We start from the raw sequence: 12,794 nt of genomic DNA, 5'->3' as shown, positions 1-12,794 counted from the left end.
GATATTATTGTTGTTTGGCCGACTATTTCTGAACGAACTTATAAAATCAATGGAGCCGGCCATCTCCTCCAGACAGCCAGCTCCATGTTCTCCCCTCCAGAGAAATCAGGCGCTTGAATTAGGCAACGTCGTGATTTGCCATCCGTTCCAATGCGCGCACCAGCCCAGAATGATCCAGACCGTCATCGCCATGGGCTGCACAGGAGTTGAACAATTCCTGCGCCATTGCCGTATTCGGCAGCGACACGCCTAGAGCTTTCGCGCCCTGCAATGCCAGGTTCAAATCCTTCTGGTGCAGCGAAATGCGGAAACCCGGATCAAATGTGCGCTTGATCATGCGTTCGCCATGCACTTCCAGAATGCGCGACGAGGCAAATCCACCCATCAGAGCCTCGCGAACCTTTGCCGGATCAGCACCCGCTTTGGAGGCAAACACCAGCGCTTCGGCAACGGCCTCTATATTGAGCGCGACGATGATCTGATTAGCGACTTTGGTTGTCTGACCATCACCGCAATCGCCGACCAGCGTGATGTTTTTGCCCATCAATTTGAGCAGAGGTAGTGCTGCATCAAAACTTGCCTGTGCGCCGCCTGCCATGATGGAAAGGCTGGCGTTTTTCGCTCCAACTTCGCCGCCTGACACTGGTGCATCGATATATTCGGCACCAGTTGCGCGGACTTTCTTTGCGAATTCCTTGGTTTCGATAGGCGAAATCGAGCTCATATCGATGAGCGTCTTGCCCTTGCCCAAGCCTTCCGCAACACCATCCTCACTAAACAGAACGTCGGCGACCTGCGGCGTATCCGGTAGCATGAGGATAATTGTCTCACATTCCGCAGCCACTGCCTTGGGCGTATCGAGAACAGTCAGTCCTGCATCCAGCAAGTCTTTATGTGGAGGCTGCGTGTGCTTTGAGGTAAAAAGCTGGTGGCCTGCATTTTGCAAATGCTGCGCCATTGGCTTGCCCATGATCCCCAGTCCGATGAAGCCGATTTTGGCCATTTCGCTTACTCCCTATTCTAACTTATGCACTTAACCGTTCAGCTTCATATTGTTTGAACCAGCCCAAGCCCTCTTCCGTGGTGGTCTTTGGCTTGTATTCGCAACCGATCCAGCCTTTGTAACCAGCGGCTTTCAGCGCTTCGAACACATATGGATAGTTAATTTCGCCTGTGCCCGGCTCGTTACGGCCCGGATTATCGGCAAGCTGAACATGCGCAATCAGCGGCTTGTAGCGTTCATAGGTGGCAATCAGTTCACCACGCGTGCGCTGCTGATGGTAGAGATCATACTGGATGAACAGGTTGTTGCTGCCGACCTCGTCGATGATCGAAACTGCCTGCTCGACCGTGTTGAGGTAAAATCCCGGAATATCATAGTGATTGATCGGTTCGATCAGCAGGCGAATACCATGCTTGCCGAGTTCCTTTGCGGCAAGCCGCAAATTGCTGACGAAAGTTGCGCGTAGCACATCAGGGTCGGCGCCCTGTGGTGCAATACCCGCGAGGCAATTCACCTGCGAACAGTTAAGCGTTGACGCGTAATCAATCGCGTCCGCCACACCACGGCGAAATTCGTCAATTCGGTCAGGCAGAACTGCGATCCCACGTTCGCCACCGCCCCAGTTGCCGGCTGGCAAATTGTGCAACACCTGTGCCAGATTGTGCTTAGTAAGTGCTGCTTTCAATTCATGCCGGTTGAAGTCATAGGGGAAGAGATATTCGACCCCCGTGAAACCAGCTTGAGCCGCCAGCGCAAAGCGCTCCATAAACGGCACTTCATTAAAAAGCATGGTGAGATTGGCTGCAAATCTTGGCATAATCCATTCCTTCGAAATTAATCTAGCAGCGCTGCAATCGCGGTTGGCGCATCCTCGCCACGTTCGGCGAGTTCTTCAAACTCGACGACCTGATCGATATCCGCCCCCATGGAAATATTGGTGACGCGCTCGAGGATGAATTCGAGTACCACTGGCACCTGATGCTCGCTCATCAGCGCTTTTGCCTGCTCAAAACTTTCGGCAAACTGGTTCGGACTGCGCACCCGGATCGCCTTGCAGCCGAGGCCTTCGGCAACCGCCACATGATCGACGCCGTAACCCTTTTCTGCGTCACCCGATGCGTTGATGTTGTCGAAGGCGAGACTGACTTCGAAATCCATATTGAAGCCGCGCTGCGCCTGACGGATAAGGCCGAGATAGGAATTGTTCACGACCACATGAATGTACGGCAGCTTGTGTTGCGCACCGACCGCCAGTTCCTCAATCATAAACTGGAAATCATAGTCGCCTGAAAGCGCAACGATCGGACGATCAGGATCAGCAGCACGGACGCCGAGAGCAGCAGGCAATGTCCAGCCCAATGGGCCAGCCTGACCACAGTTGATCCAGTTGCGCGGACGATAAACATGCAGAAACTGTGCGCCAGCAATCTGACTGAGACCAATGGTTGTGACGTAACAGGTGTCGCGGCCAAAGGCCTTGTTCATCTCTTCATAAACACGCTGCGGCTTGAGCGGTGTCTGATCGAAATGTGTTTTACGCAGCATGGTCCGTTTGCGTGTCGCACATTCCTCTGCCCAACCCGACCAGTCACGCAGCTTGCCGGCGGATTTCCACTCGGTCGCCACATCAAGCAACTGCTTCAAAGCTTTGCCAGCATCTGAAACTATACCGAAATCCGGCGCAAAAACACGACCGATCTGGGTCGGTTCGATATCGACATGGATAAACTTACGATCCTTCTTATAGGTCTCGACATTGCCGGTATGACGGTTTGCCCAGCGGTTTCCGATGCCAATGACGGTATCGGACGCAAGCAGGCTCGCATTGCCGTAACGGTGCGACGTCTGAAGACCGCACATGCCCGCCATCAGACGGTGGTCGTCCGGAATAACACCCCAACCCATCAGGGTTGGGATGACCGGAATGCCGGTGATTTCAGCAAATTCGACCAGAAGATCGGAAGCATCGGCATTGATGATGCCGCCGCCAGCAACGATCAGCGGGCGCTCCGCTTCGTTGAGCATGGCAATCGCCTTTTCTGCCTGTGCCCGCGTTGCTGCTGGCTTATAAGCTTCCATCGGCTGATAGGTATCGATGTCAAACTCGATTTCAGCGAGCTGGACATCGATCGGCAGATCGATCAGCACCGGTCCGGGACGACCCGACTTCATAATATGAAATGCCTTCTGGAAAACAAAAGGCACCAGTGCTGGCTCCATAACCGTAACCGCCCATTTGGTAACGGGAGCTGCGATCTTGGCAATATCGACTGCCTGGAAGTCCTCTTTGTCGAGGCGTGCGCGGGGTGCTTGGCCTGTAACGCAGAGGATTGGAATTGAATCGGCGGATGCCGAGTAGAGGCCGGTGATCATGTCCGTACCAGCTGGGCCGGATGTGCCGATGCACAGGCCGATATTGCCGTGCTTCGCACGGGTATAGCCTTCAGCCATGTGTGAAGCGCCTTCAACGTGGCGCGCAAGAATATGGCGGATAGAACCCCGCGCCTTCATGGCCGAATAAAATGGGTTGATCGCAGCGCCTGGCACACCAAAAGCGCAATTGATCCCTTCCTTCTCCAGCACAAGTACGGCTGCATCGACTGCACGCATTCTGGCCATGACGGCTTCCTCCTACGGAAAATATATCCATTTACAAAAGCTACAGTCAATATATGGAAATGCATACCATTATATGGAAATAAAGATTTTCAACGAAATGGAGATAATCCCCACGCCCTTTCCGATGTCATGGGGATAAGGTAGTGATAGAAGAACACGGAATCGGAGGCGGCTCATGGAACAGGTAAAAGCAAAGCGGGGCCGCAAGGCAGCGGAAAACGCAGCACCTTCATCCGTTCAGGTTCTGGATCGCAGCCTCAAGCTTCTGGCACTGATTGCCGAGAATGACGGTTCGACATTGACCGATCTGTCTGATGCAAGCCACATGGCGCCTTCCACGGTGCATCGGCTTCTGTCTTCACTCGCGAACCACGGCATGGTTTCGCATGATGCGGAAAGCGGCGACTGGACCATCGGCGTCAAGGCATTTGAAATCGGCAATGCCTTTCGCCGCTTCCGCAAGCTTGGCACTTTGGCGCGGCCTTATCTCAAGCAATTGATGGAATCGAGTGGGGAAACCGCCAATATCGGGGTCGAAGACGATGGCGACGTCGTGTTCATTTCGCAGATCGAAAGTCATGCCCCGATGCGTGCTTTCTTCCGTCCGGGGCGCCGGGGGCCGATCCATGCGTCCGGCATCGGCAAGGCTGTTCTTTCGACATGGTCGGATACAGAGATTGCGCGAACGCTTTCGGGCAGAACGCTTGAGCACTTCACGCAGCGCACGCTCGACACACTCCCCGCCCTGCTAAAAGACATTCAGGCAACCCGCACGCGCGGCTGGTCGATTGATGATGAAGAACACACGCTCGGTATGTGCTGCATCGCAGCGCCTATTTTCAACGAGTATGGAGAAGCAATTGCGGGTATTTCCGTTTCTGGGCCTGCTGTGCGTTTGCCTAAGAAAAAGCTGGAAGAACTTGGGCCGATGATCCGCACGACAGCCGATGAACTGACCCGGACCATGGGCGGTAAGCGGCCAGAAGAGCTTTAGGCTCCAAACCCAATTAAACATTTGATCAAATTACTTCTTCATGATTCACTCTCCTGATAACGGGAGTTTTGGAGCATGGCAGGAGAATTCTGGCTTGATGATCGGCAATGGGCAGTGATCGCTCCTTTGCTTCCAACGAACCAACCCGGCGCGCATCGAACTGACGACCGCCGGGTGATTAGCGGCATCATCCATGTGCTGCGCACTGGCTGTCGGTGGCAGGATTGCCCCGCTGTCTACGGTCCCTCGACAACCATCTACAATCGTTTCCATCGTTGGTCTGCCAAAGGCATATGGCGGCAACTATTCGAAGCACTGGTGCAGACGACCAATCGCGACATTCACATGATCGACAGCACCACCGCAAAGGCGCACCGATCTGCTGCTGGCGGAAAAGGGGGGCGGAAGCTCAAGCCATCGGTCGATCGCGAGGCGGCAGATCGACAAAAATACATGCTGTTGTCGATGGTTGTGGCCGCCCAGTCGCACTGAGAATAACCCCTGGGCAGCGCGGTGACGCTCCCATTGCCATCCCACTGCTTGAGCCACTGCCGCCAAGCAACCTGTGCGCTGCCGATACGGCTTACGATAGCAACGCGTTACGCGATTTTCTCAAAGCTCGCGGCACTGAACCGGTCATTCCAAATAATCCGACCCGTAAGCGGATCAAACCTTTCAACCCAATTGCCTACCGCCGCCGAAACATCATCGAACGCACCTTTTGCCGCCTCAAGGACTGGAGGAGGGTCGCGACACGATATGACAAGCTCATGCTGAACTTTACAGCCACATGCTATATCGCTGCCATCGTCACATGGTGGCTCAATTGAGTCTGGACCCTAGAGCACGCATCTTTTCCGAAAACCGTTTCATACTTTTCGGGATAGAGCGCCGTGCGCCCTCTTGGGCGCACAGAGGTCGCTCTAACACTTTATATTTACAGCATAATTCCTTAAACTGATTCAAGTTTAAGGAATTATGCTGTAGGCTTTAAAAACAGAAAAACCCGCAGCAGATTGCTCCGCTACGGGTCCTCCCTCTCCCTCCTCCAGAGATTTCTTAGGCGAGTTCGGCCTTCAGCGGCTTTCCCGCGATATAGGTCTCGACAATCGCACGGTCATCACCGACCGTTTGCAGCAGGAACAACTCCTGCTCAAGCGTTGCACCGGCTGCCATGCGAAGACGCATAGGCGATGTCGCTGCTGAATCCAGTACCACAATATCTGCTTCCGTACCCTCATCGAGCGTACCGATTTTATCTTCCATCGACAGCGCGCGGGCATTGCCGAGCGTCATCATGTAAAAAGACTGGAACGGATTGAGGCGCTGCTCGCGTAATTGCAGAATCTTGTAGCCCTCGTCCATGGTGCGCAGCATCGAAAAGCTGGTGCCGCCGCCGACATCGGTCGCGACCGCCATGCGCACGCCCGATGCTTTCAGGCGGTCGCGGTCGAAAAGGCCGGAGCCGAGAAACAGGTTCGAGGTTGGGCAGAAAACCGCAATCGCACCGGTTTCCGCCATCACCTGCACCTCACGTTCTTCAAGATGGATGGAATGGCCGAGCAGCGTCTTGCTGCCGAGCAAGCCATAATGCTCATAGATGCCGAGATAATCCGGCGAATCCGGATAGAGCGACTTGGTGAATGCTATCTCGTCATGGTTTTCCGACAAATGCGTCTGAATAAAACATTCGGGATGTTCGCGGGCAAGCGCCCCGCTCAATTCGAGCTGTTCAGGTGTAGAGGTGATCGCAAAACGCGGCGTAATTACATAATCAAGGCGATCCTTGCCATGCCAGCGCGCGATCAGCTGCTTGCTCTCGTCATAACCTGATTGTGCTGTATCGCAAAGTGCGGGTGGTGCATTGCGGTCCATCATCACCTTGCCGCCTAGCATACGCATATTGCGATGCTGCGATGCACGGAAATAGGCGTCAACGCTCTGCGGATGCACCGAGCAATAGGCAACAGCCGTCGTTGTGCCGTGACGGATCAGTTCGTCCAGAAAGCGCTCTGCGATAAATTCCGCGTGCTGCTCATCGGCAAATTTCTGCTCTGCCACGAATGTATAGGTGTTGAGCCATTCGAGAAGATTGGCGGCATAGGACGCAACAACCTGCGTCTGCGGATAATGGATATGCGTATCGATGAAGCCGGGCAGGATGAGATGTGGCCGATGATCGGCAACCTTTACGTCGCTGCCTGCTTCAGCGCTTATCTCGGCATAATCTCCGAGGCGCGCGATGCGGCCATTTTCGACAAGCACAGCACCATCTTCGATATAGCGATAGGATTGACTGTCATCCAGACTTTGCGGTTCGTCACGAAAGGTCAGCACGCGGCCACGGATGAGAAGTTTGCTCATTATTATTTTGCTCCAGCAGTAGCGGATTCATACCAGGAAGCGAGCAGCTTGCGCTCCTCATTGCTCACGCCGGTAACATTGGCAGGCGGCATGGCATGGGATCGACCAGCCTGCAAATAGATTTCGCGGGCGTGGGCTGCGATATCCCTATCTGTTTCAAGAACTACACCTTTTGGTGGCACGATGATGCCTTCCCAACCCGGTTCCTTGGCATGGCACATCGCACAACGTCCCAGAACGGTATCCCGCACTTTTCCAAAGTGCGGGTCCGAGATGAAAGTCTGCTGCAGCGATGAAACCTTCTGTTCTTCTGGTTCACCCGTCAGAATCTTCGGTACAGTCGACAGCCACATGATGATGATGAACAGGATAACCGTCACCAGCCATGTCCATGTCGGGCTACCCTTGCGGGCGTGCTGCGTGTTGAACCAATGGCGGATTGTCACGCCCATCAGGAACACCAGCGAGGCGATGATCCAGTTGAACTCGGTGCCAAATGCCAGCGGATAATGGTTCGACAGCATCAGGAACAGAACCGGCAGCGTCAGATAGTTGTTATGCGTTGAACGCTGCTTGGCGATCTTGCCATATTTCGGATCGGGCTTACGACCGGCGATCAGATCCGCGACCACGATTTTCTGGTTCGGAATGATGACCATGAAAACGTTGGCCGACATGATCGTCGCTGTGAATGCACCCAGATGCAGGAAGGCTGCACGACCGGTGAACAAATGCGTATAACCCCAGGCCATCACCACCAGAATACAGTAGAGAATGACCATCAGGAGCGTATCGCTCTTGCCGAGCATCAGCTTGCAGATGGTGTTATAGGCGATCCAGCCGAAAGCCAGCGAGGCGATCGAAATAGCGATTGCCACCGGTGCTGAGACATCGAGCACATTCGGATCGACCAAATAAAGATCGGCGCCCGCATAATAGACGATGCAGAGCAAAGTGAAGCCTGACAGCCATGTGGCGTAGGATTCCCATTTGAACCATGTCAGATGCTCAGGCATCTCGGCAGGTGCAACCAGATATTTCTGGATGTGATAGAAACCGCCACCATGGACCTGCCATTCTTCGCCATAAGCGCCGACCGGTAAGCCCGGACGCTGGCGCAAGCCAAGGTCCAGCGCGATGAAATAGAAAGACGAGCCGATCCACGCAATCGCGGTGATGACGTGTAGCCACCGCACTGCGAAGCCCAGCCAGTCCCAGGCCACGGCAAGATCATACATCCGGCACTCCCATTACTCGTTTTACTTTTTTGCGTTAACGCGCATCTTTTCCGAAACCCGCTTCACACTTTTCGGGATGCGCTTTTCTCTCTACGCGCATCTTTGCCGAAAACCGTCTTACACTTTTCGGGATGCGCTTTAGTTCCCTGCTTTATTATTTGCCAAAGCTTTGCGCCTGTGTGAACGTCGCATCAAGACCATCACTTTCAAAAAAATATATACAATGGTGGAACGTACGCATGTCTTACCTTGATAATCTGCGTGTTTTTGTGCGCGTTGTCGAATTGGGAAATTTGTCGGCGGCAGGTCGCGACCAGCGCGCCTCGCCAGCCGTTGCAAGTAATCGAATCAAGGAGTTGGAGAAGCATCTTGGTGTTCGGCTCTTCAACAGAACCACACGAAAACTGACCCCGACAGAGCATGGCCGCATATTTTATGACGGCGCGATGAAGATACTCGAAGCGGTGGATGAAGCCGAAGCAGCAGTCGCTGAACTGGCAAAAAATCCAAAGGGTTCGATTCGCATTACTGCACCTTTGGGGCTCGGTCGAAGGCTCATTGCTTCCGGAATTCCCGAGTTTCACGACAAATATCCGGACATTGAAGTGCGCCTGCGACTATCTGACCATGAGATCGACATCATGAGCGAAAGCGTTGATGTTGCTTTCAAATTGGGTGTTTTGGAAAATTCAAATCTGCGGATGCGCGGCATTCTGAACTGCGAACGCGTGATTTGCGCAGCCCCTGACTATCTGGAAAAGCACGGCACTCCACAATCACCCGAAGAGCTTCTGGGCGACCAACACGATTGCCTTCTCCTGCGCTTTCCCGGCTCCAAGGAATTTTATTGGTCGTTGCAAACACCCGAAGGTCTTCGGAAGTTCGAAGTCACTGGCCCATACGACTCCGACGATGGCGACGTATTGACGCAATGGGCGCTTGGCGGACGCGGAATTATCAACAAGCCACTGTTCGAAGTGAAAGAATATCTCCGCGATGGTCGGCTGATTCCTATTCTTGCAAGCACACCACCAGCGTCTATCCAGCTGGCCGCAATCTATCCGCATAAGCGTTTTCAGGACCCGAAGGTGCGTCTGATCATTGATTTCATGACAGAGCGTTGCCAGCGTCTGATCCGCGAGGCATTGGCCTAAAAGAAAGCCCGCCTGATTATAGTAATTCCAGCATAATGCGCGAAGCGGTTTTGCGTGAGATAATACCAAAGTTCATTGAGTAAGACTCATCGGACTTTGGTTAAGCCCGTGTGGCGATTGAACATTTTCAAGGCGTGATGCGTCAGCATCTTGAGCCGCCTTGGTATAATGCGTAAAACCAAACAGTTGCAGCGGTTCCAACGATTCAGTCTTAACTGGAACCGCTGTAATTGAATTAGGCGGGCTGCAAGACTTTGCTGGAAACCAGAACTGCGGTCAGAATTTCCGCAGCGGCTAAAGCAGCAATGACTTCCGGTCGTTTGTCTTTCACGACTGTTCCGCCGACCGGGCAAATAAGATTATTAAATAAATCGTCGCGACCAATTTCACGTTTCAACCAAGTTTTGAAAGTGGCTTTCTTGGTCTTTGAGCCAATCATGCCGACATAAACGGCATCGCCACGCTGCAAAGCCTCGGCCACGATCAGGAAATCAAGCGCATGGTCATGAGTAAGCACGATAAAGGCGCTGCCGGGCGGTGCTGAACGCACCACCTGCTCAGGCAAGGCGGCAAGACATGTCTCGACCCCTGGCGCATCGACGGCCATGAGTTCCGCTTCGCGCGTATCCACCAGAATGACCCGCACCGGCGTCAGCGACAATGAATAGGCTAAGGCGTCACCTACATGGCCGGCACCAAAGACATAGACATGCGGACGGGTGGAGATTTCGGCATCGACCTTAGCAATAAGCTCTTCAGCCAGTCCGCGATTGACGCGCCGGAAGCTTAAACCGACACGACCGCCACAGCATTGGCCGATTTCGGGACCAAGTGGAACGTCCATCGATGAATCCCGCCCACCCAGCAAGATTTTACGCGCATGGTCGATCGCCATATATTCGAGCTGCCCGCCACCGATGGTGCGGAAGATCATGTCACGGGCGACAAGCATCCATGCACCCGCATCACGTGGTGCGGAACCTCTGACATCGGTGACTTCGATCAGCACGCTGTCGGATCGCTTGTTGAGAAACGCTCTTATGTCATCCCTCGCGCCCGGCATCGCATTAGCCCTTCTGACTGCGCAGCCGTTCGATGGCCATCAGCACACGCTCCGGCGTGGCAGGCGCATCGAGGCGCGGACTGATTTTGTGATCGGCAACGCTGGCAACAGCATCCGAGAGTGCATAGAGCACCGACATGCCATGCGGCAGCGGCGGCTCACCCACAGCTTTGGAGCGATGGATAGTTGGTTCGTAAGCTTCCGACCAGTCCGTCAGCGCAACATTGAAAATCTTTGGACGGTCTGATGCCAATGGGATCTTGTAGGTCGATGGCGCATGTGTGCGCAACCGCCCTTTATTGTCCCAGACAAGCTCTTCCGTGGTCAGCCAGCCCATGCCCTGCACGAAGCCGCCTTCCACCTGACCAATATCAATGACACGGTTCAGCGAACGGCCCGTATCGTGAAGAATATCGGTGCGCTCCACCACATATTCGCCAGTCAGTGTATCGACAGAAACTTCCGAACAGGCTGCACCATAAGCGTAATAATAGAAGGCGTGGCCTTTACCCTTTGCGCGATCCCAATGGATTTTCGGCGTTTTGTAATGACCCGATGCTGATAACTGAACGCGGCCGATATAAGCTTGCTTCACGAGATCATTGAAGCTGATTTCCTGATTACCAACGCGGATGCGGTTGGGAAGGAAAACGACCTGATCTTCCGGTACCTGATGTTGCTGCGCTGCAAAATGAATGAGCCGCTTCTTGATCTGACGCGCCGCATCCTGCGCGGCCATACCGTTCAAATCAGCACCGGACGATGCTGCCGTGGGAGCTGTGTTCGGCACTTTCGCAGTCGTCGTTGCAGTGATCTTTACACGATCAAGGTCAATCTGGAATTCTTCTGCCACCACTTGGGCTACTTTGAGATGAAGCCCCTGCCCCATCTCGGTGCCACCGTGGTTCATATGCACCGAGCCGTCATTATAGACATGCACCAGCGCGCCAGCCTGATTAGATTCCGTCTTGGTGAAGGAAATACCGAATTTCACCGGCGTCAGCGACATGCCACGTTTCACATAGCGGCTTTTCGCATTGAACTCGCGGATTGCTTCACGACGTTGCGCGTAATCAGCGCTTTCCTCAAGCTCGGCAACGATGCGCTGAATGATGCAGTCTTCCACCTTCTGGTGATAGGGCGTCACATTGCGCGCACCGTCGGTTCCCATGGCATCGTAGAAATTGAGCTTGCGGATTTCGAGAGGGTCTTTGCCAACAGCAAACGCCACTTCCTCAATAACGCGCTCGGCACCCACCATGCCCTGCGGGCCACCGAAGCCACGGAATGCCGTGTTGGATACGGTATTGGTATAAAGCGGTGCCGACTGCGCATGAACGGCCGGGAAGAAATAGGCATTGTCGCAATGAAACAGCGCACGGTCCCCAACAGGGCCAGATAGATCGGCAGAGAAACCCGCATTCAGAGCAAAAAGATAATCGACACCGAGAATGTTGCCTTCATCGTCGAAACCGACTTCATAATCGATCATAAAATCATGCCGCTTGCCGGTTGAGGTCATATCCTCATCACGATCAAGACGAACTTTAACGGCGCGTTTATGTTTCTTGGCAGCAATTGCAGCAATGGCTGCCCATTGATTGGCTTGCGTTTCCTTACCGCCGAAACCGCCGCCCATACGGCGTACTTCGACCGTCACCGAATGGCTCGGCACACCCAGCGCATGTGCAACCAGATGCTGCGTTTCGCTTGGCCCCTGCGTTGAGCAATAGATCGTTACATCGTCATCCTCGCCGGGGATGGCGAGTGAAGCCTGACCTTCGAGATAGAAGTGATCCTGCCCACCAACAAGCATACGCGCTTTGACTTTACGCGGCGCGTCGTCAATGGCCTTGCGGGCATCACCCCGATTAAGCGTCAGTGGTGTGAAGACCAACTTGTCCTTGTAACCGTCAAGACCAGAAATCGAAAACAGGCCCGGCATTTCTTCATATTCGACCTTGGCAAGACGGGCTGCGCGGCGCGCCTGATCGCGCGTGCGGGCAACAACCGCAAAGATCGGCTGACCGTGGAACTGAATGTTATCAACCGCGAAGATCGGATCGTCATGCATCCCCGATGGCGAGACATCGTTTTCGCCCGGCACATCCTTATAAGTCAGCACGTCGACCACACCGGGTGCCGCACGCACTGCGGACAAATCAACAGCATTGATTTTAGCGTGCGCAACAGTCGAGAAGCCGACGCCGATATGCAGCGTCCCTTCAGGCTCTGGAATATCGTCGATATAGACCGCTTCACCCGTCACATGCTTATGCGCGGAATCATGGCGCTGATCGGTCGCGACGCCGCCTTTAATACGGGCAGCTTTAAGAGCGTTTGCAGGATGCTTGTTCAT

General features: G+C 54.0%; 9 protein-coding genes and 1 pseudogene. 3 read left to right on the top strand and 7 right to left on the bottom strand.

All coding sequences use genetic code 11. From position 1 onward, the window contains the following. Positions 1 to 118: 118 nt before the first annotated feature. Genes CES85_RS11285 through gcl form a run of 3 tightly spaced genes read right to left on the bottom strand, consistent with a single transcriptional unit; the run spans position 119 to position 3,622 of the window. Positions 119 to 1,003 carry a 2-hydroxy-3-oxopropionate reductase gene (locus CES85_RS11285; RefSeq protein WP_095446083.1) on the bottom strand — a complete coding sequence of 295 codons (885 nt, stop codon included), beginning with the start codon at positions 1,001 to 1,003 and terminating at the stop codon, positions 119 to 121. Positions 1,004 to 1,025: 22 nt separating this feature from the next. Beyond that, positions 1,026 to 1,820, bottom strand: a complete 795-nt coding sequence (gene hyi / locus CES85_RS11280; RefSeq protein WP_095446082.1) for a hydroxypyruvate isomerase — start codon at positions 1,818 to 1,820, stop codon at positions 1,026 to 1,028. Between the two features lie 17 nt (positions 1,821 to 1,837). Continuing rightward, a complete protein-coding gene (gcl, locus tag CES85_RS11275) occupies positions 1,838 to 3,622 on the bottom strand; it encodes a glyoxylate carboligase (protein WP_095446081.1) in 1,785 nt (594 codons plus the stop codon). 175 nt (positions 3,623 to 3,797) lie between these two features. On the opposite strand from gcl, the gene CES85_RS11270 reads away from it, so the two are divergent. Both CES85_RS11270 and CES85_RS11265 read left to right on the top strand, forming a co-directional pair. Continuing rightward, positions 3,798 to 4,616 (top strand): IclR family transcriptional regulator, encoded by an 819-nt coding sequence (locus CES85_RS11270; RefSeq protein WP_095446080.1) that lies wholly within the window; start codon positions 3,798 to 3,800, stop codon positions 4,614 to 4,616. Positions 4,617 to 4,691: 75 nt separating this feature from the next. Continuing rightward, positions 4,692 to 5,377, top strand: a pseudogene (locus tag CES85_RS11265) (IS5 family transposase); the annotation flags it as partial. A gap of 298 nt (positions 5,378 to 5,675) precedes the next feature. Here CES85_RS11265 and guaD read toward each other — a convergent pair. Then, on the bottom strand, positions 5,676 to 6,980 hold the full coding sequence (gene guaD / locus CES85_RS11260; protein WP_095446079.1) for a guanine deaminase: 1,305 nt from the start codon (positions 6,978 to 6,980) through the stop codon (positions 5,676 to 5,678). A gap of 2 nt (positions 6,981 to 6,982) precedes the next feature. Continuing rightward, on the bottom strand, positions 6,983 to 8,218 hold the full coding sequence (locus CES85_RS11255) for a urate hydroxylase PuuD (protein ID WP_095446078.1): 1,236 nt from the start codon (positions 8,216 to 8,218) through the stop codon (positions 6,983 to 6,985). Positions 8,219 to 8,457: 239 nt separating this feature from the next. Between CES85_RS11255 and CES85_RS11250 the strand changes: the two genes are divergently transcribed. Continuing rightward, positions 8,458 to 9,372, top strand: a complete 915-nt coding sequence (locus CES85_RS11250; protein WP_095446077.1) for a LysR family transcriptional regulator — start codon at positions 8,458 to 8,460, stop codon at positions 9,370 to 9,372. A gap of 235 nt (positions 9,373 to 9,607) precedes the next feature. On the opposite strand, the gene xdhC is transcribed toward CES85_RS11250, so the two are convergent. Continuing rightward, on the bottom strand, positions 9,608 to 10,435 hold the full coding sequence (gene xdhC / locus CES85_RS11245) for a xanthine dehydrogenase accessory protein XdhC (RefSeq protein ID WP_095446076.1): 828 nt from the start codon (positions 10,433 to 10,435) through the stop codon (positions 9,608 to 9,610). 4 nt (positions 10,436 to 10,439) lie between these two features. Continuing rightward, positions 10,440 to 12,794 carry a xanthine dehydrogenase molybdopterin binding subunit gene (gene xdhB, locus CES85_RS11240; RefSeq protein ID WP_095446075.1) on the bottom strand — a complete coding sequence of 785 codons (2,355 nt, stop codon included), beginning with the start codon at positions 12,792 to 12,794 and terminating at the stop codon, positions 10,440 to 10,442.

It is taken from the genome of Ochrobactrum quorumnocens, from assembly GCF_002278035.1.
Classification (GTDB): Bacteria; Pseudomonadota; Alphaproteobacteria; order Rhizobiales; family Rhizobiaceae; genus Brucella; species Brucella quorumnocens.
The sequence above is the reverse complement of the archived record's forward strand: the minus strand, read 5'-3'. Positions and strand labels throughout refer to the sequence as shown.